Source organism: Methylobacterium sp. BI1 (assembly GCF_056680125.1).
The window spans coordinates 3,858,062-3,883,702 of the sequence record NZ_CM155267.1 but is presented as its reverse complement, the minus strand read 5'-3'; the positions used below and the strand labels follow the sequence as shown (position 1 = coordinate 3,883,702).

Sequence of the window (25,641 nt, the reverse complement as noted above, 5' to 3'; positions counted from 1 at the left end):
GCCCTGGAAGGGAAAAGGCCATTGGGGGCTGAACTGGCCTTCGTACGGGGACAACACCCGTCCGCCGGCTTGGTTCCGAAGGTTTCGAAAAAAAATTAGCGCGGCGCCGCGGCTCGTCGCAGGCGGTCGTTGATCGCCTCGCCGAGACCGCGCTCCGGGATGGGTGCCACCGCGATCACCGGCGCCCCGATGCCGTCGAGCTGGCGCAGGGCCGAGAACAGGCGGGCCGCCGCTTCCGCGAGATCTCCCGCGGGACTGAGATTCAACCGCGCCTGCGCCGCATCCGCGCCCGGCAGGGGCTCCGGGCCGAACAGCAGCACCACCTCGTCGGGCGCGGCATCGGTCGCGTCGAGGCGAACCTGCGCCCGCGGAGCATAGTGGGAGGCGAGCAGTCCCGGGCCGACGGGATGGATCGTGTCCGCGCGCTCCGGGCCGGCCAGGGCGAAGCCGAGGCGCGCCTCCAGGGCCCCCCGGGTGATGCCGCCGGGGCGGAGCAGCCGGGGCGGCCCGCCGAGGCAAGCCACCACGGTGGATTCGACGCCGACCGGCGTCTCGCCGCCATCCAGAACGGCGGCGATCCGGCCATCGAGATCCGCCAGGACGTGATCGGCACGGGTCGGGCTGACGCGGCCCGAACGATTGGCAGAGGGCGCCGCGACGGGCCGGCCGACCTGCGACAGCAAGGCCCGGGTCCGGTCGGGCGCCGGCACCCGCAGGGCCACGCTGGGCAAGCCGGCCCGGGCGAGGTCGCAGACGCGACAACCCGGTGCCGCCGGCACCACCAGCGTGAGGGGACCGGGCCAGAACGCCGCGGCGAGGCGGCGCGCCGCATCGTCGAACAGCCCCTCCGCGAAGGCCGCCTCCGCGTCGGCGAGATGCGCGATCAGCGGATTGAAGCGCGGCCGCTCCTTGGCGGCGTAGATCCTCGCCACGGCCGCCGGGTCGGTGGCATCGGCGCCGAGGCCGTAGACGGTCTCGGTGGGGAAGCTCACAAGCCGACCGGCGCGCAGCAGGGCGGCCGCCGTCGCGATCCCCGCGGCATCGTCGGTCAGCCGATCCGTCACCATAGCGGGGATCGCATCGGCAGGGACCGCATCGTCGGGGATTGACCCGAGATCGTTCATATCTAAACTATCTTCGCTGGCGCCCCTTCGACGGGGAAAGCCTGGGCCTAGCGCCCGGCCGGGCCATGCGTCAAACACGGGGCGACACGCGTCGATTCAACCAAGGCGCGGGAGGAAGCATCATGACCTATCGCGCTCCGGTGGCCGACATGCTGTTCGCCCTGCGCCACGTGGCCGGGCTCGAGGGCGCCCTGGCCGCGGGCCTGCACGGCGACCTCGCTGTGGACGATGCCCAGGCGATCCTGGCCGAGGCCGGAAAGGTCGCCGAATCGGTCATCGCCCCCCTCAACCGAGTCGGCGACCGTCACGGCACGCCGCTGAAGGACGGTGCCATCACCACGCCGCCGGGCTGGCGCGAGGCCTATCGGACCTGGATCGCCGGCGGCTGGAACGGCCTCAGCGCCGACCCCGACCATGGCGGGCAGGGCCTGCCCCTCGTGCTCAATGCCGCATGCAACGAGATGTGGAACGCGGCGAGCATCGCCTTCGGCCTGTGCCCGCTCCTGACCGCGGGCGGCATCGAGGCCCTGGCCCGGCACGGCTCGGACGACCTCAAGACCAGGTACCTCGACAAGCTGGTCTCGGGCGAATGGACCGCGACCATGAACCTGACCGAGCCCCAGGCCGGCTCGGACCTTGCCCTGCTGCGCAGCCGGGCCGAGCCCCTCGGCGACGGCCGCTACGGCATCGTCGGCGCCAAGATCTACATCACCTACGGCGAGCACGACCTCACCGACAACATCGTCCACCTCGTGCTGGCCCGGCTGAAGGACGCGCCCCCCGGCACCCGCGGCATCTCGCTGTTCCTGGTGCCGAAGGTGCTGCCGGACGGCAGCCTTAACGACCTGCGCTGCTCCGGCATCGAGCACAAGCTCGGCATCCACGGCTCGCCCACCTGCTCGATGGCCTTCGGCGACAACGGGGGCGCCATCGGCTGGCTCATCGGCGAGGAGAATCGCGGCCTCGCCTGCATGTTCACGATGATGAACTCGGCCCGGCTGAATGTCGGCCTGCAGGGCGTCGGCATCGCCGAACGCGCCTACCAGCAGGCCTTGGGCTACGCCCGCGACCGGCGCCAGGGCAAGGCTCCCGGCGCCGCCGAGACGAGCCCCATCCTGGACCACGCCGACGTGCAGCGCATGCTGCTGACGATGAAGGCCTTCACCCAGGCCGCCCGCGGCATCTGCTACCTCACCGCCGCCGCCCTCGACGCGGCGGAGGGCCCGGAGGGCCAAGCGGCCCATGACCGGGCCTCCCTGCTGACCCCCGTGGCCAAGGCCTTCTCCACCGACATCGCCAACGAGGTGACCTCGCTCGGCGTCCAGGTCCATGGCGGCATGGGCTTCGTCGAGGAGACCGGTGCCGCCCAGCACATGCGCGACGCCCGTATCCTCGGCATCTATGAGGGCACCAACGGCATCCAGGCCATCGACCTCGTCGCCCGCAAGCTGCCGCTGAACGGGGGCGCCACCGTGCGGGCGCAGATCGCCAGCCTGCGCCGGACCGCCGAGGGCTTCCTCAAGGACTCCGATCCGGCCTTCGGCAGCATCGGCGCCCGGCTGCGCGCCGGGATCGCCAGCCTCGACCGGGCGACGAGTTTCCAGCTCAAGGCCCTGGCCTCGAACCGGCCCGAGGCGGCGCTGGCCGGGGCGACGCCGTACCTGCGCCTGTTCGGCCTCGTCCAGGGCGGGGCCTGCCTCGGGCGCCAGGCGCTCGCCGCCAACGCGGCCCTGAAGGCGGGCGAGACCGACCCCGCCCATGCCGGCCGGATCGCCCTGGCACGCTTCTTCGCCGACAACCTGCTCACCGCGGCAGAGGGGCTGGAGGCGAGCATCCTGGCAGGCGGACACTTCACCGAGGACGCCGCGCTCGCCCTGGCGAGCTGACGGAAGCGACCCGTCGACGGGCCGCCGCGCAACGATCCACCATCATCCGGGGCAGGGCATCATGAGCGAGCACATCGCGATCGCGGAGACGGCCGCCGGCGTCCGCCTCATCCGCATCGACCGGCCCGAGAAGAAGAACGCGCTCACCGGCGCCATGTACGCCGCCATGCGCGCCGCCCTGGTAGAGGCCGACGAACAGGACGCGATCGGCGCGGTCGTGTTTGCCGGGGCGCCGGGAGCCTTCAGCGCCGGCAACGACCTCGCCGATTTCGTCGCGGGCGCGGGCAAGCCGTTCCGCGAGGCACCGGCCCTGCAGTTCATCCGCCAACTCGCCCGCACGCGCACGCCGATGATCGCCGCCGTGGACGGGATCGCGGTGGGGATCGGCACGACCCTGACCCTGCATTGCGACCTCGTCTATGCCAGCCCGGCCGCCCGCTTCCGCATGCCCTTCGTGGAACTCGGACTCGTTCCGGAGGCGGCGTCGAGCTACCTGCTGCCGCGTCGGGTCGGACGCCTGAAGGCCACCGAGATGCTGCTCTTGAGCCAGGGCTTCGACGCGGACGAGGCCCTGGGCCTCGGGCTCGTCAATGCGGTGATGCCGGCCGGCCTGCTGCTGGAGCATGCCCTGGCCCAGGCCGCGCGCCTCGCCGGGCTCCCGCGGGGCGCCGTACAGGCGACCCGGGCGCTGATCCGCGGCGACCAGGCCGCGATGGAAGCCGCCCTCGAAGCGGAAGCCGTGGCCTTCGAGGAGCGCCTGCGGGCGCCGGAAGCCCAGGCCGCCTTCGCACGCTTCCTCGGCCGGGCCAAGCCGGCGTGAGCGCCGGCCCTGTCCCTGCCGCGAAACCCGATCTGCGCGGACGGATCTGCCTCGTGGCCGGGGCCTCGCGCGGGGTGGGGCGGGGCATCGCCAGGGGCTTGGGAGAGGCGGGCGCCACCGTCATCGTCACGGGCCGTTCCAGCGAGACGGGGCCGCGCACGGAGGGACGGCCAGAAGTCGTCGAGGATGCGGCCCGCGCCGTCGATGCGGCCGGGGGCGAGGGCCACCACTATCTCTGCGACCATACCAGCGAGCGGGCCGTGGACGGGTTGGTCCACTGGACCTTACGCCGGTTCGGACGCATCGATCTCGCCGTTTCCAGCGTCTGGGGCGGCAACGAAGGCTATGACGGCGAGCGCTACGCGGACGGCGCCGCCTGGGGCACGCCGTTCTGGCGCCGCTCGGCCGAGCCGTTCTCGGACTTCTTCGGGAGCGGCCCCTATCCGGCCCTGATGCTCGCCCGCGCCGTCGCCCCCGCGATGGTCTCGGCGAAATCCGGCCTCATCGCCCTGGTCTCGTTCGACACCGCGCCGGGCTATCTCGGCGATATCTTCTACGACCTGACCAAGGCGGCCACGAACCGGCTCGCCTTCGCCTGCGCCCAGGAGCTGGCGCCGCACGGCGTCACGGCCCTGGGGCTCTCGCCCGGATTCGTGCGCACCGAGCGCGCCGTCGACATCGGCCACGCCGACCGGGCGACGGAGAGCCCGCTCTATGCCGGCCGGGCCCTCGCCGCCCTGGCGGCCGACCCCACCGTCGCGTCCCGGGCCGGCCAGATCCTGCATGCGGGCGATCTCGCCGCCGAATACGGCTTCACCGATGCGGACGGCACGCAGCCGCCCCGGTTCCAGATCGGTGCCGAAGAATCCTGACCGAAGAAACTTGACCGAGGAGACCTGAGACATGAGCGGATCGCTGAACGGCAAGACCCTGTTCATCACCGGAGCCTCCCGCGGGATCGGCCTCGCCATCGCCCTGCGAGCGGCCCGCGACGGCGCCAACATCGCCATCGCGGCCAAGACCGACACCCCGCACCGGAAACTGGAAGGTACGATCCACACCGCCGCCGCCGCCATCGAGGCGGCGGGCGGGCAGGCGCTGCCCCTCCTGGTGGATGTCCGCGACGAGGACAGCGTCGCCGCCGCGATCGCCCGGACAGCCGCGACCTTCGGCGGCATCGACATCGTGGTGAACAACGCCAGCGCGATCTCGCTGACCCGGACGCCCGAGACCGAGATGAAGCGCTTCGACCTGATGCACGGCATCAATACGCGCGGCACCTACATGGTCAGCAAGTACGCGATCCCGCACCTGGCCAGGGCTGAGAACCCCCACATCGTCATGCTGTCGCCGCCCCTCGACATGTCCCAGAAGTGGTTCGCGCCGCACCTGGCCTATTCCATCGCCAAGTACGGCATGTCGCTCTGCGTCCTCGGGCTTGCCGGCGAGCTGCGGCGCCAGGGCATCGCGGTGAACGCCCTCTGGCCGCGCACCACCATCGCCACGGCGGCGGTGAAGAACCTGCTGGGCGGGGAGGCGCTGATGCAGGCGAGCCGCACGCCCGAGATCCTGGCCGACGCCGCCCACGCGCTGTTCTGCCTGCCCGCCCGGGACGTGACCGGCCGCTTCCTCATCGACGACAGCTTCCTGGCGGAACAGGGTGTCACGGACTTTTCAAAATACCGCGTCACACCCGGCATCCCTCTTGCGCCGGACTTCTTCGTGCCGGATGCGAGCACACCGCCTCCCGGGGCCTTCGCCTGAGACATCCCGCGTGATCTTCATCCACCAGCCGGTCGCCGGCGCCGGGCAGACCCTGCTCGAGCGCCGTTCCCTCGAATTGCAGGAGCCGATCCCCGACGACACCGTCTGGCTCGACATGGTGCGGCCGAGCCGGGAGGAAGACCTGAAGGTCGAGGTCTTCATGGGCATCTCGGTGCCGACCCGCGAGGAGATGAAGGACATCGAGCCCTCCGAGCTCCTCTACGTCGAGGATGGGGCCCGCTACATGACCGGCCGGGTGCTGAGCAAGGTCAGCGAATCCGAGGAGCCGGGGCTGGCCGGCATCACCTTCATCCTGCGCGGAAACCGTCTGGTGACGGTGCGCTACGAGGAGCCGCAGGCCTTCCGGATGTACACCCAGCGGGCCGGCCGCTCCACGGGTAACGGCCCCTCCGCCGTGCCCTCGGGCGAGACCATCCTGGCCGGGCTGATCGAGACCGTGATCGACCGGGCGGCGGACGTGCTCCAGCTCCAGGGCGAGCGCATCGACCGCCTCTCGGGCAAGATCTTCGAGGAGAAGGAGGACCCGAGCGCCCGCAACACCGCCCTGCAGGACACCCTCCGGGCGCTCGGGCGCCACGGCGACCTGATCTCGAAGCAGCGCGAGAGCCTCGTCTCGATGGAGCGCATCCTCCTGTCGCTCTCGGCGACCTACCGCACCGCGAAGGCGCCGCGCGAGCTGCGGGAGGACGTCCGCTCCACCCTGCGCGATCTGCAATCCCTGGAGGAGCACGCCACCTTCCTGTCCTCCAAGATCCAGTTCCTCCTCGACGCCACCCTCGGGCTGGTGAACCTGGAGCAGAACAACATCATCAAGCTGTTCTCGGTCATGGCCGTGGTCTTCATGCCGCCGACCCTGATCGCATCCATCTACGGCATGAACTTCAAGGCCATGCCCGAACTTGACTGGGGCTTCGGATACCCGATGGCGGTCGTCATGATGGTCGTCGCGGCGGTCCTTCCATACGTCTTCTTCCGCTGGAAACGCTGGCTGTAGCGAGTATTCGATGCATCCCGTTAAGGATGCTGAGGCAATGTGATCGTGCTTGGCATGCCCCGGAAGGCGGACGCATGCTTTCGGAGCGATCTCATGTCCCTGAAGACCCTGACAATCCGAAGCCGCCTGGTCGCCAGCTTCACGATCATAACGTTCTTTATCGTCGCAATTGGCTGGCTCGGAACGTCTGGTATCGGACAGATCAAGACTCTACTCACCGACGTACAGACCAACTGGCTCCCGAGCGTGCAGGTCAGCGGCCGGATCGACGTGGCCCTGGCCCGTTACACCACGAGCCTGCTGCGCGTGACCCAGACCGCGGAAACAGGTGACCAGGCCAAGATCGAGGTCGACATGGCCAAGCGCCGGGAGCAGATCGGCACCCTGTCGAAGAGCTACGAGCGCCTGATCAGTTCGGAAACCGAGCGCAGCCACTTCCAAGCCTTCCAGCGGGAGGTCGCCGCCTTCTTCGGCGTCGCCGACCGGATCGTCGCCGCGGCCCGCAGTACTCCGAAGGGCGAGGCCTACGCCCTCTACCTCGCCGAGGGCGTCGAGCCGCGGCGGCGGGCCTCGACGGCCCTGGAGAAGCTCATCGAGATCAACGATGCCGGCGCCGCGAAGGCCGAGGCGGACGGCGCCGTACTGACGGCACAGACGCGGTCCGTCGCGCTGGCGGCCCTCGCCGTCGCGGTCGCCCTCGCGGCCCTGCTGGCGACCCTGATCATCCGCAGCGTCACCCGCGGCATCGACTCGGTGGTCCGGCCGATGACGGCGCTCACCGCCGGCGACCTCTCCGTGGCGATCCCGCACCAGGGCACGGGGACCGAGATCGGCCGCATCGCCGACGCCGTCCAGGTCTTCAAGGAGAGCCTGATCCGCATGAAGGCCCTCGAGGACGAGACGGCCCTGGCCCGGGCCGGGACCGAAGCCCAGCGCCGCCGGGCGATGCAGGAGATGGCCGACGGCTTCGAGCGCGCCGTGGGCGGCATCGTGACCTCCGTCGGCCGGGCCGCGGGCGAGCTGCAGGCCACCGCCCAGGCCATGAGCGGCACCGCGAGCGAGACCGCCGGGCGGTCCCTGTCGGTGGCAGCCGCCGCCGAGGAAGCCGCCTCGAACGTCGAGACCGTGGCGGCCGCGGCCGAGGAGCTCGGTTCCTCGGTGCAGGAGATCGGCCGCCAGGTCCAGGGCTCGGCCGAGCTCGCGGGAGCCGCCGTGCGCGAGGCCGGCACCACCGCCGCCCTGGTGCAGGAACTCAGCGGCGCGACGGCGCGGATCGGCGACGTCGTCAAGCTGATCTCCGACATCGCGGCGCAGACCAACCTCCTGGCGCTCAACGCCACGATCGAGGCGGCCCGAGCCGGCGAGGCGGGCCGAGGCTTCGCTGTGGTGGCGACCGAGGTGAAGGAACTCGCCGGGCAGACGGCCCGGGCCACCGACGAGATCAGCACGCAGATCGCGCGGATCCAGGGCGCCACGGCCGAGAGCGTGCACGCCATCGACGCCATCCGCGGCCGGATCGACGAGATCAGCGCGGTCGCGACCACCATCGCGGCGGCCGTCGAGGAGCAGGGCGCGGCGACCCAGGAGATCGTGCGCAACGTCGCCCAGGCCTCGACCGGCACCGGCGAGGTCACGGCCAACATCGCCGGCGTGGCGGGGGCGGCCGAGGAGACCGGCGCGGCGGCGAGCCAGGTCCTGGCCTCCGCCTCGGCCCTCTCCCGCCAGTCCGACCATCTCGGCCAGGAGGTCGGCCGCTTCCTCGCCAGCGTCCGCGCCGCCTGAGCCCGCGGCACCGGCCCCCGGCGATTCGACCTTGCCCATCGGGCCGGATTTGCCGATCGTCCGCGCATGTGTGGACGCTTCTTCATCGCCCAGGCCCCGGAGATCTTCCGGGCCTTCTACGGCTATCCCGAGCTGCCGAACTTCCCGCCCCGCTACAACGTGGCGCCGACCCAGCCCGTGCCGGTGGTGCTGTCCGAGGGCGGGCGGCGCCAGTTCCGGCTGGTGCGCTGGGGTCTGTGGCCGAGCTGGGTCAAGGACCCGAAAGACTTCCCCCTCATCATCAATGCCCGGTCCGAGACGCTGCGGGAGAAGCCGACCTTCCGCGGCGCCCTGCGCCACCGCCGCTGCGTCTTCCTGGCCGACGGCTTCTACGAATGGCGCCGGGAGGGCACCGGCAAGACCGCGACCAGGACCCCCTTCATGATCCGCCGCGCCGACCGGGCGCCGATGGCGCTCGCGGGCCTGTGGGAGAACTGGCTCGGGGCGGACGGCTCGGAGGTCGACACGGCGGCGATCGTCACCACCGACGCCAACGGCACCATGGCGGCGGTGCACGACCGCATGCCGGTGATCCTGGCGCCCGAGCAGGTCGCGCCCTGGCTCGACACGCGGGACGTCGAACCCGACGCGGCGATCACCCTCTGCCGCCCCTGTCCCGACGACTGGCTCACCCTCGATGCGGTGAGCGCGCGCGTGAACAACGCCCGCATCGACGCCCCGGACCTGATCGAACCCCTGGCCAGGCCGGAGCGCGGTGGGGCCGTGCAATCGGCGCCGCCCGCCGAGCAGCCGCGCTCCAGCGACGAGGATGCGCAGGGCGCCCTGTTCTGAGGGCAGGTCGCGCGAGACGACGCCGTCCTTGCGTTCGGCTCCCAAAGGCCGCATCGCTCCCGCGGCCCGGCCGGGTCGTTCAGGGGAGCACAGCATGACGGCGGAAGAGATCGATCAGATGAACCGGGCGCGGGCCAGCCTGGCCCGCCAGCGCCACGCGCTCGCCCGCCGGATCGCCAGCAGCGAGGTCGCGGCCCCCTCGGCGGCCGAGGACCTCACCCGGATCCTCCTGGCCATCGAGGCCGTGGACCGGGCCCTCGTGGATGCCGGCCGGCCCTACATGCGTCCCGAGAGCTGAGGGCGCGGGCGATGGACGAGACCCGGGATGCGAACGGCAGCAAGCTCGCCGACGGCGACGCGGTGACGCTGGTCAAGGACCTGAAGGTGAAGGGCACCTCGACGACCCTGAAGCGCGGCACGCTGATCAAGAACATCCGCCTGACCGACGATCCGTCCGAGATCGAGTGCAACGCCGAGAAGGTGAAGGGCCTCGTGCTGAGGGCCGAGTTCCTCAAGAAGGCCTGAGGCGGGAGCGGTCCGGCCCCGCGCGCAAAGCCGGTGGGACGCCTACTCGTCGGACGCCGTGGTGACGCGGGCGGGCGAGCGGGTCAGGCTGCGGATGGCCCGCAGGGGACGACCAGACTTCTCGGAAATGGCGCGGTCCTGGTCCTCGATGAGCTGGCGGGCCGGCTCGTCGCCGTCGAGGCCGCCGAGGATCTCCATGGGAACGCGCCGGTTCGAGGCGCGGGACTCGTCGTCGTAGACGACGTCGAACAGGACGGAGCCGCGCTCCTGCGGTTTCGACTTGGTACGCTTGGCCATGACGGGACGGTGCTCGAACTGCAGGGGTGAGGAAGAGACGCCGACGGCCACGCAGGGGCGGGGCGGGTGCGCGTACATCCGGCGTCACCCAGGCCCGGCCTCGTGGCCGTCTCCGATCGAGCGACGCGGGGTCGCGATCGGCATGCTCCCTAGATGGTGCCGCCGCTCCCGCTTGGCAACCCGTTTCGCCGGCACGCGGCGCCTGTCCGGCGAGCGCGGCGTCTGGCACGATGCGTGCGCCGGGCGGCACCGGGCGGCCCAGCCGCACGCCGATTCCCAAGTCTCAAGTCTCAAGTCTTAAGTCCCAAGTCCCAAGTCTCAAGGCCCCGGGAGACCGCATGACCGACACGCGACCGCTGACGCGCTTCTCCGTCGAACCCTTGAGCCGGATGACGCGCCACCTCTCGGCCGTGGCCTCGGGCCGGGCGGAGCCCGACCGCGTGCTCACCGGCGCCCGCCTGCTCTCGACCTATTCGGAGCGTATCTTGCCGGATCGCGAGGTCTGGATCGCCGGCGGGCGGATCGCGTCGGTGAGGCCGGCCGGAACCTACCGGGGGAGCGCCCCCCGGCACGACCTCGGCGGCGGCCTCCTGGCGCCCGGCCTCGTCGACCCGCACCTGCACATCGAGAGCAGCATGGTCACGGCCTGCGCCTATGCCGAGGCCGCGCTCCTCAACGGCACCACCACCATCGTCTGCGACAGCCACGAGATCGGCAACGTCCTCGATGCCGATGGCATCGCCTGGATGCTGGAGGATGCCCGCGCCGCGCCCCTGAACATCTACCTCACGGTACCCAGCACGGTACCGGCGACCTCGCCCGAACTGGAGACGGCCGGCGGCGACCTCGACGCGGCCAAGATCGCGGCCCTGTTCGATGCCTGGCCGGAGGCGATCGGCCTCGGCGAGAAGATGGACTTCGTCGCGGTCTGCGAGGGCGATCCCCGCGCCCACGCCATCATCCGGGCCGCTCTGGAGCGCGGTCGCCCGGTCTCGGGCCACATCTACGGGCGCGATTTCGTCGCCGCCTACGCCGCCAGCGGCGTCACCGACACCCACGAGGCCATCGACCGCGACATCGCCGACGATCTCCTGGAGGCCGGGATCTGGATCTATCTGCGCGGCGGCCCTCCGACCACGCCCTGGCACAGCCTGCCGAAGGCCATCGGCACCATCCTAGACTACGGCGCCGCCGCCAAGCGCATCTGCGTCTGCACCGACGACCGCGACGCGCAGGACCTCCTCGCCTTCGGCCTCGACTGGGTGGTGCGCGAGGCGGTGCGCATGGGCATCCCGAAGGTCCAGGCTTGGTCGATGGGCTCGCTGCACCCCGCCACCCGCTACGGCCTCGACGGCGAGATCGGCGGCTTCGGTGGCGGCCGCCGGGCCGACCTCGTGCTCCTCGACGACGACCTCGTACCCCGGTCCACCTGGTACGGCGGCGAACTGGTCGTCGAGGACCGCCGGATCACGCCATTGCTCGACGCCGCCCTGTCGCGCCCCTACCGCTACCCGGCACCGGCCTACGCCACGATGCATCTGCCCGACCCGCTGCCCGCCCTGACCCCGGACCTGCCGGCGGGCCCCTGCCGGATCAACGCGATCCGCACGACGCTGCCAGGCATCGAGCTTACCCACGAGGTCGTCGACCTCGTGCCCGGCCCGGACTGGCCCTCGACCCTCGCGGACAACGACCTGTGTTTCGTCACCGTGATCGAGCGCCACGGCCGCGCCGGCAACGTCGCCCACGGGCTGCTCCGGGCCTTCGGCTTGAAGCGGGGTGCCGTGGCGAGCAGCGTCGGACACGATTCGCACAACGTCATCGTCGCCGGCCTGAACGCCGACGATATGCGCGTCGCCCTCGATGCGCTCAGCGCGATCCAGGGCGGCGTCTGCGTGGTCGAGGACGGGTCCGTGGTCGCACTTGTGCCGCTGCCGGTGGCCGGTCTCCTGTCGGACAAGCGCGTCACGGCCGTGGCGGAGGAGGTGCGGGTGCTGAAGGAAGCCTGGTCGCGGGCCGGCTGCACCATCCCGTATATGGGCTTCAACCTGATCCCGCTCTCGGTCATCCCGGAGATCCGCATCACCGACAAGGGCCTCGTCCTCGTGCCGGGGATGCGGATCGTGCCGCTGTTCGAGGCGGCCTGACGCCTTTTCCGGTTTCGCGCCTGGGAACCACGGCGGGATCCGTCCGTTGTCAGGCAGGTCTCAACAGCCTCTCGATCCTCCCAAGCTTACACAGCCTGCATGCCGGCATCGGCGCGCGGGCTGTTTCTTTGTCCCGGACTCTCCGGGACGGGAACGCGCCGGACTTTCTTTGTCCCGGGCTCTCCGGGGCGGGAACGCGCCGGACTTGGGATCGCCCGGACCGCCGGGTGGTTGGAAGGGGCTCCGGACCGGTCCTGGGAGTTGCCCCGATGCGTAGTCTTCTCACCCTCATCATCGTCGGCGCCGTCGCCTTCGTGCTCGTCGGCATGTACGTCGCCCCCGGCCAGCCGGAACTGCGGGCGTGGTACCTGCGCAATGCCTGCGAGCATCTCGACAAGGTCTCGCCGCAGATCTGCGCCCCGGCCCGCAAGGCCGACAGCGGGGTGCCGACCTGAACGCGATCGACTGGTTCTTTCGCAACCGCCAGACCGGCGCGATCACCATCGGGCAATGGCCGAACGCACCGCTGCTGATTTTCATCGGCTGCGCGCTGGTCGGCTGGCTCGACGGAGCCGGCGGGCGAATCGGCCCCTATCTCCGCGTCCTCGGTGCGGCGGCCCTCGTGTGGTGGGCTGTCGACGAGGTCGTGCGCGGCGTGAATCCCTGGCGTCGCTGCCTCGGCGCCGGTGTTCTGGCCTTTCTCGTCTGGAAGTTGGCACGTGCGGCGCTCTGAAGGCGGCGTTCCGCCCTGGTTTCGTCTTGCCGAACCCCGCGCGTCACCTATTCTCGGTGGCGCGCGCGGCGCGCCGGAGGATTCGCAGGCATGACGTTCTTCATCGGGATCGCGGGGCCCTGGATCGTCATCGCCGTGCTCGAGATGCTGTCCCTCAGCCGCCAGCGCGAACTGGACTCGGAAGGTCTGACGCCGGGCGGTGCGTCGTCGCTGAGCGTTGCCCACAGCGCCTACCTCGCTTAACCCGCATTCATCCGCGGCGCGCCGTCCGGCGCCCGCGCGGAATGCGAGGAACGACGTGGTGCGAGCAGGCCAACTGGCGAGCGGCGCGATCCCCGGACACCGGGGCGTGCGGATCTGGCTCTACGTCCTGGCCGCCCTCGTGGTCGGCATGGTCGCCGTCGGCGGCGCCACGCGCTTGACCGGCTCCGGGCTGTCCATCACCGAGTGGCGCCCCGTCACCGGCGCGATCCCGCCCGTCTCGGCCGAGGCCTGGGCGGCGGAGTTCGACAAGTACCGCGACACGCCCCAGTACCGCATCCTGAACCAGGGCATGGGCCTGTCGGACTTCAAGGTCCTGTACGCCTGGGAATGGGGCCACCGTCTCCTCGGCCGCATCGTCGGCCTCGTCTTCTTCCTGCCGCTGCTCTGGTTCTGGTGGCGCGGCGCCCTGACCCGTCGCCTCGGCCTCGGCCTGCTCGGACTCGGAATCCTGGGCGGCCTCCAGGGCGCCATCGGCTGGATCATGGTCGCTTCCGGCCTGCAGCCCGGCATGACGGCCGTGGCGCCCCTGAAGCTCGCCCTGCACCTCACCACTGCCAGCCTGATCCTCGCCGGCCTGGTCTGGCTCGCCGCCGGCTTGCGGACGCCCGACGGTACCGCCGAAGCCGATCCGCCGCGCCTGCGCCGGACGGCCCTGGCCATCATGGCCCTCGTCGTCGTCCAGATCTTCCTCGGCGGCCTGGTGGCGGGCTCGAAGGCGGGGCTCCTCTACAACACCTGGCCGACCATGGACGGGCATCTCGTGCCGCCGGTCGCGGAGCTCTTCGCCGGGACGCCCTGGATCGAGAACTTCGTCGACAACCTCGCCCTGGTGCAGCTAAATCACCGCCTGACCGCCTACCTGCTGCTGGCGGTGGCCCTCGTGCATGCGTTCGATGCCCGCCGGGCGCTCCCGGGGTCGGGCATCGCCCGCCGGGCGACCGGCATCGCCGCCCTCGTCCTCACCCAGGCCGTCCTCGGCATCACAACCCTGCTGCTGGCCGTGCCGCTCTGGGCCGCGCTCGCGCACCAGGTCTTCGCCATGGCGGTCCTGACGATGGCGACGGTCCATGCCCGACGGGCGGCCCAGTCCCCAGTCGCCGCGCCCCTCGGCCGTCCGTCGACCCCGTTCGGCTACGAAGCGCTGACCGGCAGGACGGCCTGATCGATCGGGCGGCCCGAGCGGTCGGCCTGGCTCGTCCGAGGGGCCGCGCCCGATACCGTCCCCCCGGGTCGCTGGGCCGATGCCCCCATCCGGGGTCGTTGGTCAGGATGTGCGGATCACCACATCGCGACCGCACTGCAACGAACCACCCTGGTCCCCGCACGTTCGACCCCCGTCACGATGCCGTCGGAGCCCTCGGGCTGCGCTGCGTCCGACACCCCTGAACCGCGAGAGGACGACCCCTGCATGCAGGATACCGAGACCCGGCGCACGCCCGCATCCGAGCCGACAACCGCCGAGACCCGCACCGCCCACGGCGGGGCGAACCGGCCCGGTGTGAACCCGCCGCCCGCGACGCGCCGTCACGGCAAGCACGCCTGGCTGGCCCTCGGCCTGACGGGATTGCTCGGAGCCGTCTGGGCCGTCGCCATCGCGAACCGCTATCCGAACATCCTTCCGGGCTAGTCCTCGCCCGAAGAGATTCCTGTTGATGGCTCCAACTCGGTAGTTGTCGCGCGGAACGCGACAACCGGTTGAAGCGTAGCCTCTATGGAAATACCGGAGGTCGGCGATGCTTTTAGCGGACGACGGACGCCCAACGGGAGTGACCTGGAACTATACCCGGAAAGAAATCCTGGCGGATGGCGCCGTGCACGTCGTGGGTGTCGCCCTCGGCGTCGCGGGTGCCATCGCCATCGTGGTGATCGCCGCCCTCTCGCCGCTCTCGCTCCTTGAACGCGCGGGGGTCACGATCTACGCGGCCGGCCTCGTCTCGATGCTCGGCGTCTCGGCCACCTACAACATGTGGCCCGTGTCTCGGCGCAAGTGGCTGCTGCGGCGTGCAGACCACGCCCTGATCTACCTGATGATCGCCGGCACCTACACGCCCCTCGTCGCCCTGGTGGGCGACGGCCTGCCCGCCTGGAGCCTGCTCGGCACGGTCTGGCTGGTGGCCGCGATCGGCATCGCCCTGAAACTGCTCCTGCCCGGCCGCTACGATCGGGCATCGATCGGGCTCTACCTGACCCTCGGTTGGAGCGGCGTCGTCGCCTACGATGCCGTGATCGGACGGCTCAGCGCCGACGCCCTCTGGATGCTCGCACTAGGCGGAATCCTGTACTCGCTCGGCGTCATCTTCCACGTCTGGCGCAGCCTGCCATACCAGAACGCGATCTGGCACGCCTTCGTCCTGATGGCGACGGCCTGCCACTACGGGACGGTGATGGCCACGGTGATGAGCGCGGGCGCCTGACGGGTGCCTCCGTGCTGCAGAGGGTGTGGCCGGATCGACCGGCCACCGCTTCGTGCCCGCCGTGACCCTTATGGGTCACGGGAGGGTCATTTGCCGGTGCAGAGCCCGCGATCGGCGAGGTTGCGGTGCTCGCGCGGATCGCAATCCGTCGACAGGAACGAGGCCCACTCGGCCGGGGTGCCGTAGAACGCGTTGCGGTCGACGTCGCCGCGCACGCCGGGCACCCGTCCGGTCGAGGTGAACTGCCACAGCATCCACTTGCGCTTGGCGTAGCGCTGCTCCGGCTCGGCGGCCGTGGAGCGGACCCAGTGCGGGTAGTCCGGCAGCTCGTCCTCGAGCACGTCCTTGTGGAAGGTGATGTCGGTGTAGATGATCGGGCGCTTGCCGGTGTAGCGCTCCATCTCGTCGAGCATGTAGCGGATCATCGACAGCGCCTGGGCCTTGGGCAGCTTCTTCGGGCAGAGCTGCGAATGGCCGTTCCACTCCACGTCGAGGACGGGGGGGAGGGCGGTCGGATCGTTGGGGACGTTCTTCTTGAACCAGGCCATCTGGTCCTGGGCCGAGCGGCACCAGAACACGAAGTGATAGGCGCCCCGCGGCACGCCGGCCTGCGCCGCGCCGTCCCAGTTCGTCCGGAAACGCTCGTCCACGTGGTCGCCGCCCTCGGTCGCCTTGATGAAGGCGAACTGGGTGCCGGCCGCCCGCACCGACATCCAGTCGACGGGGCCCTGCCACTTCGAGATGTCGATGCCCTGGACCGGATGCTGCTTGGCCCGCGCGACGCCGGGATGGGGCTTGGCGTCGCCCTTGGTGGGGTAGAAATCCGTGGTGCCCGAGCAGGCCGCCAGGGCGGACAGCACGGCGACCGCCACGCCGCGCCGCAATCCCGTGCGCAGGGCCGTCAGGCACGCCGTCCGAATCCGACGTGCCGGGGCAGTCCCGTTCCTCAGCCGCATCGTTGCCCGACCCACCAGAATTGACGCGTTACCAATGGCTAAGGGATGACCCGGCCGCGGTTAACAGACCTTTGACGGCAATGCGGCGGATTTCCGGAAGCCGTGTCGGGCAAGCCACATAGGCGGTGGACATCCACCCTGGCCCCCACGGGCTCCACCCCCTAAGTGCAGGCCATGCCTGCGGGTTTGGGACACAGGAGCGTGCCGTGAAGGTTCTGTTCACCATCGGGTACGAAGGCCTCGATTCCGAGCGCCTGATCGCCGCCCTGCGGGACGCACAGGTGGGGACCCTGGCGGATGTCCGCGCCGTGGCGAATTCCCGCAAGCGCGGCTTCTCCAAGACGGCCCTGCGTACCAGCCTGGAAGAGGCCGGCATCGGCTACGCCCATGCCCGCAGCCTCGGCACGCCGAAGGCCGGGCGGCAGGCGGCCCGGGCGGACGACGCGGCGCTGATGCGGCGCATCTATTGCGAGGAGGTGCTCGACACCGCCGATGGCGGCCTCGCCCTGGACGAGCTCTGTGCCCTGGCCGAACGCACCCCGATCTGCCTGCTCTGCTTCGAGCGCGAGCCGGCGCGCTGCCATCGCCGGGTCCTCGCCGAGCGGATGCAGGCGCGCGGCTTCACCGCCGTGGACCTGTTCGGCTGACGCCCGACGCCATCGCCGCGCGCATAAGCCCCGCGCGTTGACAATCTAAGGTTATCCGGCTTTCACTCGCCCCGGGTGACGATGTCGGATTTGTGATGACGCGCAAGGCGCTGGACCAGACGTTGGGCTTCCTCCGGGCGCTCGACCGGACCGCGAGCACCGACGATGTGGGTCGCCTGCTGGTGACGGAATTCGCGGCCCACGGCGTCTCCCATGCCATGGCGGGGACCATTCCCCGGAAGGGGACCCCGGCGCGGCAGCAGCACGGGCACATCCTCGTCAACACCTTCCCGGAGGAATGGGGCCGGCGCTACCTGGCGCGGGGCTACGCCTTCCACGATCCCACGGTCCGGCACCTCGCCCACAGCGCCGCACCCTTCGCTTGGAGCGAGCTCGCCGAGCGGTTCGGCGACGATGCCGATGCCCGCCGCGTGATGGCGGAAGCGGGCGAGTTCCACCTGCGCGACGGGATCACGGTCCCGCTGATGACCCTCGACGGCGACGTGGCCGGGTTCAGCCTCTCCGGCGAGCGCCTCGCCCTGAATCCCGGCGATCGGCCGATGCTCCAGCTCATCGCCACCTACGCTTTCGGCCACCTGCTGCGCCTGCGCGGGCCGGACGGGGCGGCGCGGGCCGCCAAGCTCGCGCCGCGGGAGCGCGAGGCCCTGCAATGGGCGGCGGAGGGCAAGACCGACTGGGAGATCGGCGAGGTCATGGGCATCTCGACCCACGGGGTCGACTTCCACCTGCGCTCGGCCCGGACGAAGCTCGGCACGACCAACCGGACCCAGGCGGTCGCGGTGGCGTTGCGGCGCGGACTGATCACCTAACGCATCCCCATCGGGGCGCCATCGCGACGAACGCCGCGCGGGCCGCCGGCGCCGATTCCGCGCGTCGCGACGCGTCGACCTACGGGTTCCCGTAGGTTTGTGACTGTCACGGTCATGTCAGAAACGACCTCGCAACGGAGGTTTCGACATGATCCAGATCGTGACACCCGCTAACGAATACTGTTTTCGCGAAGAAATGGAACAAGTCTGGCGCCTGAGACACGCAATCTTCGTCGAGGAAAAGCGCTGGGTCGACCTCGCGCGGCCCGACGGGCGCGAAATCGACCAGTTCGACACGGCCCACGCGATGCACTTCCTGGCCATCGAGTCGGGGCGGGTCATCGGCTACAGCCGGCTCCTGCCGACGACCCGGCCGCACCTCCTCTCCGACGTGCTGCCGCAGCTCTGCGAGGGCGCGCTGCCTCGCGGCCACGACACCTGGGAATGGACGCGCCAGGCCGTGGCCCGCTCCCATCGCGGACGCGGCAAGGCGGTCAATCCGGTGTCGCTCGCGCTGCTCTCGGGCATCGTCGAGTGGGGCCTCGCCAACGGCGTGCGCCAGCTCGTGCTGCAGATGCCGACCCTCTACCTGCTGCACGTGGTGCAGCTCCATTTCCGGGCCCGGCCGCTCGGCCTGCCGCAGTCGATCAGCGGCGAGGACATCATCGCGGCCACCGCGGAGTTCGACGACCGGACCCTCGCACGCCTGCGCGCCCTCACGGGGCGTACGGAGTCCGTCCTCGCCCCGACCTACCCCTACCTCGCCGCCTGACGCGCGGCCGCAAAGGACCTGTCATGCTCACCCTGATCCCGCCACCCAAGGGCGAGGCCCTCGACGTCCTCGCCGCCCACTGCATCGCGGCGCGTGCCGTCATCGAGGAGACCGGGACGCCGGTGATGCGGCGGCTGATCGACCTGCTGCTGTTCGAGATCGCCGTGGCCATGGCGGACCCGTCGGACAACCCGGCCCTCGCCCTGGAGCCGGTCGCCTGAGGGGCAAGAGCCTGAGGACAAGGACCCGATGAGAAGGACCCGCCGGAGGCTCAGCGCCCCATCAGCGCATCCACGTGGGCGGCGACGGAGAGGCCGAGGCCCTTGAGGCTGTAGCCCCCCTCCAGCACCGAGACGACGCGCCCGCCGGCATGGCGATCGGCGACCTCCATCAGGCGGCGCGTCGCCCAGCCGAAATCCGCCTCGGTGAGCTCCACATGGCCGAGGGGATCGAGGTGGTGGGCGTCGAAGCCCGCCGAGATGATGATGAGGTCGGGGGCGAAGGCGTCGAGGCGGCGCAGGATGCCGGCCTCGAAGGCCTCGCGGAAGATCGGGCCGTCGTCGCCCGCCCGCAGGGGCACGTTGACGATGGTGTCGTGGTTGCCCCGCTCCGATGTCGTTCCCGTGCCCGGGAACAGCGGCATCTCATGGGTGGAGGCGTACAGTACCGAGCGGTCGTCCCAGAAGATGTCCTGCGTGCCGTTGCCGTGGTGGACGTCCCAATCGACGATCGCCACCCGGCTCGCCCCGTGGGCCTCGCGAGCGTGGCGCGCCGCGATGGCGGCGTTGTTGAAGACGCAGAACCCCATCGCGGTCATGCGCTCGGCGTGATGCCCCGGGGGCCGCATGGCCACGAAGGCGTTGGCGCACTCGCCCGCCATCACCGCATCGACCGCGTGCACGGCGCCGCCGACCCCGCGCAGGGCCGCCTCGAGGGTTCCGGGGGAGAGCAGGGTGTCGCCGTCGATCTGGACGTATCCCTCCGTCGGGGCCGCCTCGATGATCGCCTGCACGTAGGGCACCGGATGGACCAGGGTCGGAACCGACGCCTCGGCCTTCGGGGCCTGGCCCCGGATCAGCCCGGCGAAGCGCTCGTCCTCGAGGGCCCGCTCCACCGCCCGGATCCGGTCGGCGCGCTCGGGATGCCCCTCCGGCATGGCGTGATCGAGGGCGGACGGGTGGCTTACGTACAGCGTCGTCACGATCATCCCTTTGCGGCCACCGATCTGTCGCTTCGATACAACAGATGATGCCAAAGTATCACATCTTGCGCGTGATCACGATGCCGGGATGCGCGCTCGGCTCGGGTTGTGCAAGACCTGTCAGAACACGAATCGATCAGACCGCGCCAGGTGCCTGGCGGGTCGAGACAGGCCCTGACCCATGCGCGCGCCCGCCCTTCTGCTCATGATCGGCACGCTGCTGCCCCTCGGCGCCTGCAACACCCAGACGGGTCCGGGGGCGACGGGACCGGCGACCGGCCCGCTCGCCGCGGCGCCCGCCCTGCTGACCGGTCCGGAGCGCGACAAGGCGTGGATGAAGCTCGCGCCGACCGCCCCCGTCGATCCGAAGATCGCCCGCGCCACCGTCGAGTATCCGACGAAGGAAGCCCCCGGGACCGTCATCGTGGTGACCAAGGAGCGGCGACTCTACTACGTGCTGCCCGACGGCAAGGCCGTGCGCTATCCCGTGGCGGTCGGCCATGCCGGCATGGCCTGGTCCGGCACGGCGGAGGTCGACCGCAAGGGCGAATGGCCGGACTGGAACCCGCCGCCGGAGATGCTGGCCCGCCGGCCCGACCTGCCGAAGCGCCTGGAAGGCGGCCCGACGAGCCCGATCGGGGCCCGCGCGCTCTACCTCGCGGAGGGCAAGAAGGACACGCTATTCCGCATCCACGGCACCAACGAGCCGGAGAAGATCGGCCAGGCGGTGTCCTCGGGCTGCATCCGCATGCTCAACGACGACGTCGTCGACCTCTACGACCGGGTGCCGATCGGCGCCAGGGTGGTGGTGCGCTGACACCCAGCGGCGAAAGCCGGTCGTCCGTCGGTCGGGGCGGGTCGTTTGTCGGCGCCAGCCTCCCAGGTCGCGTCCAGCCGTAGGCTCGGCGCGGAGGTCCGTCGCCGGAACACTGGCTGCACGCCCCGGCGCATCCCGTAAAAAACGCTCACGAACACGTGGCGTGCCTGCGACCCTCGCGTGTGCCAATCCCTGCCTGCAAGGCAGGCGCGGGGCGCGCGGGGATGGCGATGCGGGCAGGATCATCGCAGCGCGTGCCACCTCCGCGCGAGCATCGGACGCCCCTGGTCGACACGTCCGATGTGCAGCGGCCGGTCGTCAGCCACGCCGTTTCCCCACAGAAGACATCCCCACAGAAGACATCGCCGCAGAAAACATCGGTGGAGGATGCTTCGTTCGCAGCCGCGCCCGACCGCTTCGCCACCTATCACGATCTCTACGCGGTCGGCTCGACGGTCTCGCGGATCGGCGACCGCTTCCAGGCCGCCGTGCGGGGACGTCGCGCCGCCGGCCTGCTCCTGTTCGACCGGCAGATCGCCGGCGCCGTCCACCAGCGCGAGGCGCCGCGCGTCCGGCGCGACGATCTCGAGCACGTCAACGTTCAGGTGCTGCGCTCGGGCCGAATGCTGGCGGGTGAGCCCGGAGCCGAACGCCTGCTGGCGGCGGGCGACGCCGTCCTGTTCGATACGACCCGTCCGCAGCGCACGGTCCTGTACGACGCGGATTACGTCACGGTCGCCCTGCCGCGCGACGTGGTGGAAGGGGCGGTGCCGAACCTGCGCGCCCTGCACGGGCGGGTGCTCCCGCAAAGGGCGTTCCCGGCCCTCGCCGAGGCGGTGCTGTCCCTGGCCCGGGGGGTATCCGGCACCACGGACGTCTTTCAGGGCGGCAACCGTCTGATCGCCGGCCTGTTGCGCCCGGCCGGCGACCTGCCGGCCTGGCAGGCGGGCGACGACGACGAGGCGGACGCCGCTCGCCGCCTGCGGGCCCTGCTCTTCATCGACGCGCATCTCGGGCGGCGCGACCTCGACGTGCACGCGGTGGCCTCCGGCTCCGGCATGTCCCGCAGCTCCCTCTATCGGGCCTTCGCCCCCGTCGGCGGTGTCGGGCGCGAGATCGTGCGCCGGCGCGTGGCGCGCCTGCGGTCGGCCATCCTGCAGAGCGGCGGGGACGCGCGGATCTCGACCCTGGTCTGGACCCTCGGGTTCGCCACGCCGAGCCACGGCTCGCGGGCCTTCAAGGCCGCCTACGGCCTCGCGCCGGGGCAGCTCCGCGCGGAGATCCGGGCCCCGGAGGGACGGTTCCTGGAGGGACGGTCCCTGGAAGACCTCGAACCCGATCACCTGCGGGACTGGATCCGGGCCCTGAACGGATCGTCCCGGACCTCCTGAACGCTCCCGGCCCCCTCAGCCCTCACCGGGCCGGCGTTTCGGACGGCGCCGAATGGACTGGCGACTCACGACGGCGCCGACTAACAACGCGGCCGCACGAGGGAAAGCCAGACCGATGCAGAGTTTCGTCCGCGCCAAGTTGCACGGCCTCCGGGTGACGGGGGCCGACCTGAACTATCACGGCTCGATCACGCTCGACGCGGAGTTCTGCCGGGAGGTCGGCCTCGACCCCCTCGAATTCGTCGAGATCTGGAACAAGATGTCGGGTGCCCGGATCAGCACCTACGTGCTCTACGGCGCGGCCGGATCGCGCTGCTGCATCCTGAACGGGGCCGCCGCCCGCACCTGCCAGGTCGGCGACGAAGTCATCATCGCCTCCGCGACCTACGGCTCCATCGAGGACGTGATCGCGCGCAAGCCGAAGGTGCTGATCTTCGGCGCCGACAACACGATCAGCGACCGGGTGACCTACGACGTCTTCCGCGACGCCGAGGGACGCCTCGACATGCGGATTCTCGGCCCCGGGGTCGCGGGCTGACCGCACCGGCGCCGCGCCCGCGACGGGCGGGGGAGGGCGCTCCGCCGCCACGGGATGGAGGGCGGGGCGGGTTTGCCCGCCCCGGAACGTCATGATTTCGAAAGGCTCATTCGTGAGCAGGCTTTAACCTGAACATTGATTCAGATTTGCCCGTTAACCGCCTGAACGATGCCGCCCTGCATAGTCGAACCATCGACAGAGACACAGACCGGCCAAGACAAAGCCGGGGAGGCATCAAGAGATGATCAACCTTTCGCTTCAGGTTTTCTGTAACCGTATCGTCGCCGCCGACTGCATCACCGCCGAGGACGTCCAGATCCTGGCGCGTGATATCCTCCCCGACGGCTTCCTTTGCCGCGACGAGGCCGACATGCTGATCGCCCTCGACCGCATCGTCAGCTTCGCGGATACGAGCTTCGGCGACTACCTCGTCGCGACGGTGGTGGATTTCGCCGTCTGGGGCGAGCGTCCCACCGGCTACATCGATGCGGGCGTGGCCTCCTGGCTGGTGAGCAGCCTGCGCGCCGGCAGCGGCCCGACCCGTCTCGCCGCCCGCCTCGCCCGCGAAGTCGTGCGAGAGGCCCAGGCCAGCGACGAAGCCCTCATCGCCTTTGCGCTGTCGGCCAACCGCGCCGCGGCCGAGAGCGACCGGATCCGCGAATTGCTGGCGGCCTAAGAGCTGCCAGCTCCTGATATTTCGCATTCAAAATCATATGGTGCATCGCACCGTAAGATTGTCGGTCGAGTCCCTGCATAAACACGGCCCTCGCCTGGATCGATCAGCTTCCCGAAGCCGCATAACTGCTTTAACGGGAACGAGCTTGGGCGTTTGCAAGACGCCGCATGTTCCCTGACGGACCAGAGTGCGCGGAAAGATGTTCGACAAGATCCTGATCGCGAACCGTGGCGAAATCGCCTGTCGCATCATCAAGACCGCCCGGCGCATGGGCATCAAGACCGTGGCGGTCTACTCGGATGCCGACCGCGACGCCGTGCACGTCGCCATGGCCGACGAGGCCGTGCATATCGGTCCGGCCCCGGCGGCGCAGTCCTACCTGCTGATCGACAAGATCATCGACGCCTGCAAGCAGACCGGCGCGCAGGCCGTGCATCCGGGCTACGGCTTCCTGTCCGAGCGCGAAGCCTTCCCTCGCGCCCTGGAGGCGGCCGGAATCGTCTTCATCGGCCCGAACCCCGGCGCCATCGCGGCGATGGGCGACAAGATCGAATCCAAGAAGGCCGCCTCGGCCGCGAAGGTCTCCACCGTGCCGGGCTTCCTCGGCGTGATCGAGAGCCCCGAGCACGCCGTCACCATCGCGGACGAGATCGGCTATCCCGTGATGATCAAGGCTTCCGCCGGCGGCGGCGGCAAGGGCATGCGCATCGCCCACTCGTCCGGCGAAGTCGCCGAGGGCTTCGCCCGCGCCAAGTCGGAGGCCGCCTCGTCCTTCGGCGACGACCGCGTCTTCGTGGAGAAGTTCATCACCGACCCGCGCCACATCGAGATCCAGGTGATCGGCGACAAGCACGGCAACGTGATCTATCTCGGCGAGCGCGAGTGCTCGATCCAGCGCCGCAACCAGAAGGTCATCGAGGAGGCGCCGTCGCCGCTCCTCGACGAGGCCACCCGCCGGAAGATGGGCGAGCAGGCCGTCGCGCTGGCCAAGGCCGTGAACTACGATTCCGCCGGCACCGTCGAGTTCGTGGCCGGCCAGGACAAGTCCTTCTACTTCCTCGAGATGAACACCCGCCTCCAGGTGGAGCATCCGGTCACCGAGATGATCACCGGCCTCGACCTCGTCGAGCTGATGATCCGGGTCGCGGCCGGCGAGCCCCTGCCGCTCGGCCAGGCCGACGTGAAGCTCGACGGCTGGGCCGTCGAGAGCCGCGTCTACGCCGAGGACCCGACCCGCAACTTCCTGCCCTCGATCGGGCGACTCACCACCTACCGGCCGCCGGCCGAGGGCGAGTTCGGCGGGGCCACCGTCCGCAACGACACCGGCGTGGAGGAGGGCGGCGAGATCGCGATCCACTACGACCCGATGATCGCCAAGCTCGTCACCTGGGCCCCGACCCGGGCCGAGGCCATCGAATCCCAGGGCGAGGCGCTGGACGCCTTCGCCATCGAGGGCATCCGCCACAACATCCCGTTCCTCGCCGCGCTGATGGCGCATCCGCGCTGGCGCTCGGGCAACCTCTCCACCGGCTTCATCGCCGAGGAGTTCCCCGAGGGCTTCGTCGCCCCCGAGCCGAAGGGCGCGATCGCCCAGCGCATGGCGGCCGCGGCCGCCGCCATCGACCACAAGATGAACCAGCGTAAGCGCGGCATCTCGGGCCAGATGCGCGATCCGGCCCTGCTGCATTTCGAGCGCGACCGCGTCGTGGTCCTGGCGGGCGAGTCCTACCCGGTCACCGTCGACGCCGTCGGCGGCACCCTGATCGTCACCGGTGCCGACGGCACGACCTGGCCGGTCTCCTCCGACTGGCGCCCGGGCGAACCGGTCTGGCAGGGCGAGATCGGCGGGGCCCGCGTGGCGATGCAGGTCCGCGGCCTCCTCAACGGCGTCGCCCTCCAGCACGCCGGCGCCGCGGCCGAGGCCCGGGTCTACACCCAGCGCGAGGCGGCCCTCGCCGCCCTCATGCCGGTCAAGGAGGATGCCGGCTCCGGCAAGCAGGTGCTCTGCCCGATGCCCGGCCTCGTCAAGGCCATCCTGGTCAAGGAAGGCCAGGAGGTGAAGAACGGCGAGCCCCTGGCCATCGTCGAGGCGATGAAGATGGAGAACGTGCTCCGCGCCGAGCGCGACGCTACCGTCGCCAAGATCGCCGCCAAGGAAGGCGACAGCCTCGCGGTCGACGCGGTCATCCTCGAATTCGCTTGACGCGTCGC

Annotated in this window: 29 protein-coding genes; 25 read left to right on the top strand and 4 right to left on the bottom strand. The window is 70.6% G+C overall.

Annotated features, from left to right (window positions below; translation table 11 throughout):
- Positions 1-95: 95 nt before the first annotated feature.
- Positions 96-1,124 (bottom strand): L-threonylcarbamoyladenylate synthase, encoded by a 1,029-nt coding sequence (locus AC1MGR_RS18345; RefSeq protein ID WP_480232486.1) that lies wholly within the window; start codon positions 1,122-1,124, stop codon positions 96-98.
- Between the two features lie 122 nt (positions 1,125-1,246).
- Between AC1MGR_RS18345 and AC1MGR_RS18340 the strand changes: the two genes are divergently transcribed.
- The 9 genes from AC1MGR_RS18340 to AC1MGR_RS18300 all read left to right on the top strand — a co-directional run bounded on the left by AC1MGR_RS18340 (position 1,247) and on the right by AC1MGR_RS18300 (position 9,747).
- Complete coding sequence (locus AC1MGR_RS18340) at positions 1,247-3,010, top strand: acyl-CoA dehydrogenase family protein (RefSeq protein WP_480232485.1); 1,764 nt, start codon at positions 1,247-1,249, stop codon at positions 3,008-3,010.
- A gap of 61 nt (positions 3,011-3,071) precedes the next feature.
- Entirely contained in the window at positions 3,072-3,830 is a 759-nt protein-coding gene (locus AC1MGR_RS18335; protein ID WP_480232484.1) for an enoyl-CoA hydratase-related protein, read from the top strand.
- 53 nt (positions 3,831-3,883) lie between these two features.
- Entirely contained in the window at positions 3,884-4,702 is an 819-nt protein-coding gene (locus AC1MGR_RS18330; RefSeq protein ID WP_480234832.1) for an SDR family NAD(P)-dependent oxidoreductase, read from the top strand.
- A gap of 31 nt (positions 4,703-4,733) precedes the next feature.
- The gene (locus AC1MGR_RS18325) at positions 4,734-5,594 is read left to right on the top strand and encodes an SDR family oxidoreductase (RefSeq protein WP_480232483.1); all 861 of its coding nucleotides are present in this window, start codon (positions 4,734-4,736) and stop codon (positions 5,592-5,594) included.
- Between the two features lie 10 nt (positions 5,595-5,604).
- Entirely contained in the window at positions 5,605-6,609 is a 1,005-nt protein-coding gene (locus AC1MGR_RS18320) for a magnesium transporter CorA family protein (protein WP_055953169.1), read from the top strand.
- A gap of 93 nt (positions 6,610-6,702) precedes the next feature.
- The gene (locus AC1MGR_RS18315) at positions 6,703-8,391 is read left to right on the top strand and encodes a methyl-accepting chemotaxis protein (protein ID WP_480232482.1); all 1,689 of its coding nucleotides are present in this window, start codon (positions 6,703-6,705) and stop codon (positions 8,389-8,391) included.
- Positions 8,392-8,457: 66 nt separating this feature from the next.
- A complete protein-coding gene (locus AC1MGR_RS18310; RefSeq protein ID WP_480232481.1) occupies positions 8,458-9,222 on the top strand; it encodes an SOS response-associated peptidase in 765 nt (254 codons plus the stop codon).
- 94 nt (positions 9,223-9,316) lie between these two features.
- Positions 9,317-9,520 carry a hypothetical protein gene (locus AC1MGR_RS18305; protein WP_480232480.1) on the top strand — a complete coding sequence of 68 codons (204 nt, stop codon included), beginning with the start codon at positions 9,317-9,319 and terminating at the stop codon, positions 9,518-9,520.
- 11 nt (positions 9,521-9,531) lie between these two features.
- Positions 9,532-9,747, top strand: a complete 216-nt coding sequence (locus AC1MGR_RS18300) for an alkylphosphonate utilization protein (protein WP_108034417.1) — start codon at positions 9,532-9,534, stop codon at positions 9,745-9,747.
- Positions 9,748-9,789: 42 nt separating this feature from the next.
- On the opposite strand, the gene AC1MGR_RS18295 is transcribed toward AC1MGR_RS18300, so the two are convergent.
- Positions 9,790-10,044: a hypothetical protein gene (locus AC1MGR_RS18295; RefSeq protein ID WP_108034476.1), complete on the bottom strand. Its 255-nt coding sequence runs from the start codon at positions 10,042-10,044 to the stop codon at positions 9,790-9,792.
- Between the two features lie 338 nt (positions 10,045-10,382).
- Between AC1MGR_RS18295 and AC1MGR_RS18290 the strand changes: the two genes are divergently transcribed.
- The 7 genes from AC1MGR_RS18290 to trhA all read left to right on the top strand — a co-directional run bounded on the left by AC1MGR_RS18290 (position 10,383) and on the right by trhA (position 15,602).
- Positions 10,383-12,191 carry an adenine deaminase C-terminal domain-containing protein gene (locus AC1MGR_RS18290; protein ID WP_480232479.1) on the top strand — a complete coding sequence of 603 codons (1,809 nt, stop codon included), beginning with the start codon at positions 10,383-10,385 and terminating at the stop codon, positions 12,189-12,191.
- A 269-nt stretch (positions 12,192-12,460) separates the two neighbouring features.
- Entirely contained in the window at positions 12,461-12,646 is a 186-nt protein-coding gene (locus tag AC1MGR_RS18285; protein WP_108034419.1) for a hypothetical protein, read from the top strand.
- Positions 12,643-12,924: a hypothetical protein gene (locus tag AC1MGR_RS18280; RefSeq protein WP_480234831.1), complete on the top strand. Its 282-nt coding sequence runs from the start codon at positions 12,643-12,645 to the stop codon at positions 12,922-12,924. Before AC1MGR_RS18285 ends, AC1MGR_RS18280 begins: the two co-directional genes overlap by 4 nt.
- Positions 12,925-13,014: 90 nt before the next feature.
- Entirely contained in the window at positions 13,015-13,167 is a 153-nt protein-coding gene (locus tag AC1MGR_RS18275) for a hypothetical protein (protein ID WP_181259560.1), read from the top strand.
- A gap of 55 nt (positions 13,168-13,222) precedes the next feature.
- Positions 13,223-14,350 carry a COX15/CtaA family protein gene (locus AC1MGR_RS18270; protein WP_480232478.1) on the top strand — a complete coding sequence of 376 codons (1,128 nt, stop codon included), beginning with the start codon at positions 13,223-13,225 and terminating at the stop codon, positions 14,348-14,350.
- A 246-nt stretch (positions 14,351-14,596) separates the two neighbouring features.
- Positions 14,597-14,815 (top strand): hypothetical protein, encoded by a 219-nt coding sequence (locus AC1MGR_RS18265; protein ID WP_480232477.1) that lies wholly within the window; start codon positions 14,597-14,599, stop codon positions 14,813-14,815.
- A 106-nt stretch (positions 14,816-14,921) separates the two neighbouring features.
- Positions 14,922-15,602, top strand: a complete 681-nt coding sequence (gene trhA, locus AC1MGR_RS18260; protein WP_108034422.1) for a PAQR family membrane homeostasis protein TrhA — start codon at positions 14,922-14,924, stop codon at positions 15,600-15,602.
- A gap of 86 nt (positions 15,603-15,688) precedes the next feature.
- Here trhA and AC1MGR_RS18255 read toward each other — a convergent pair whose 3' ends face one another.
- On the bottom strand, positions 15,689-16,558 hold the full coding sequence (locus AC1MGR_RS18255) for a glycoside hydrolase family 25 protein (RefSeq protein WP_480232476.1): 870 nt from the start codon (positions 16,556-16,558) through the stop codon (positions 15,689-15,691).
- A 215-nt stretch (positions 16,559-16,773) separates the two neighbouring features.
- Here AC1MGR_RS18255 and AC1MGR_RS18250 point away from each other — a divergent pair, with 215 nt between their 5' ends.
- The 4 genes from AC1MGR_RS18250 to AC1MGR_RS18235 all read left to right on the top strand — a co-directional run bounded on the left by AC1MGR_RS18250 (position 16,774) and on the right by AC1MGR_RS18235 (position 19,028).
- The gene (locus AC1MGR_RS18250) at positions 16,774-17,205 is read left to right on the top strand and encodes a DUF488 domain-containing protein (RefSeq protein WP_108034479.1); all 432 of its coding nucleotides are present in this window, start codon (positions 16,774-16,776) and stop codon (positions 17,203-17,205) included.
- 95 nt (positions 17,206-17,300) lie between these two features.
- A complete protein-coding gene (locus tag AC1MGR_RS18245) occupies positions 17,301-18,035 on the top strand; it encodes a LuxR family transcriptional regulator (RefSeq protein ID WP_108034423.1) in 735 nt (244 codons plus the stop codon).
- 148 nt (positions 18,036-18,183) lie between these two features.
- Complete coding sequence (locus AC1MGR_RS18240) at positions 18,184-18,807, top strand: acyl-homoserine-lactone synthase (protein WP_480232475.1); 624 nt, start codon at positions 18,184-18,186, stop codon at positions 18,805-18,807.
- A gap of 23 nt (positions 18,808-18,830) precedes the next feature.
- A complete protein-coding gene (locus AC1MGR_RS18235; RefSeq protein ID WP_108034425.1) occupies positions 18,831-19,028 on the top strand; it encodes a hypothetical protein in 198 nt (65 codons plus the stop codon).
- A 50-nt stretch (positions 19,029-19,078) separates the two neighbouring features.
- On the opposite strand, the gene AC1MGR_RS18230 is transcribed toward AC1MGR_RS18235, so the two are convergent.
- Positions 19,079-20,008 (bottom strand): histone deacetylase family protein, encoded by a 930-nt coding sequence (locus AC1MGR_RS18230; protein WP_480232474.1) that lies wholly within the window; start codon positions 20,006-20,008, stop codon positions 19,079-19,081.
- A gap of 181 nt (positions 20,009-20,189) precedes the next feature.
- Between AC1MGR_RS18230 and AC1MGR_RS18225 the strand changes: the two genes are divergently transcribed.
- From AC1MGR_RS18225 to AC1MGR_RS18205, 5 genes are all read left to right on the top strand, one after another.
- A complete protein-coding gene (locus AC1MGR_RS18225; protein ID WP_480232473.1) occupies positions 20,190-20,825 on the top strand; it encodes a L,D-transpeptidase in 636 nt (211 codons plus the stop codon).
- A gap of 380 nt (positions 20,826-21,205) precedes the next feature.
- The gene (locus tag AC1MGR_RS18220; RefSeq protein ID WP_480232472.1) at positions 21,206-22,216 is read left to right on the top strand and encodes a helix-turn-helix domain-containing protein; all 1,011 of its coding nucleotides are present in this window, start codon (positions 21,206-21,208) and stop codon (positions 22,214-22,216) included.
- A 115-nt stretch (positions 22,217-22,331) separates the two neighbouring features.
- Positions 22,332-22,754, top strand: coding sequence for an aspartate 1-decarboxylase (locus AC1MGR_RS18215; protein ID WP_108034428.1), 423 nt, complete (start codon positions 22,332-22,334; stop codon positions 22,752-22,754).
- A 241-nt stretch (positions 22,755-22,995) separates the two neighbouring features.
- Positions 22,996-23,430: a hypothetical protein gene (locus AC1MGR_RS18210; protein ID WP_108034429.1), complete on the top strand. Its 435-nt coding sequence runs from the start codon at positions 22,996-22,998 to the stop codon at positions 23,428-23,430.
- 199 nt (positions 23,431-23,629) lie between these two features.
- Positions 23,630-25,633 carry an acetyl-CoA carboxylase biotin carboxylase subunit gene (locus AC1MGR_RS18205; protein WP_480232471.1) on the top strand — a complete coding sequence of 668 codons (2,004 nt, stop codon included), beginning with the start codon at positions 23,630-23,632 and terminating at the stop codon, positions 25,631-25,633.
- Positions 25,634-25,641: the final 8 nt, after the last annotated feature.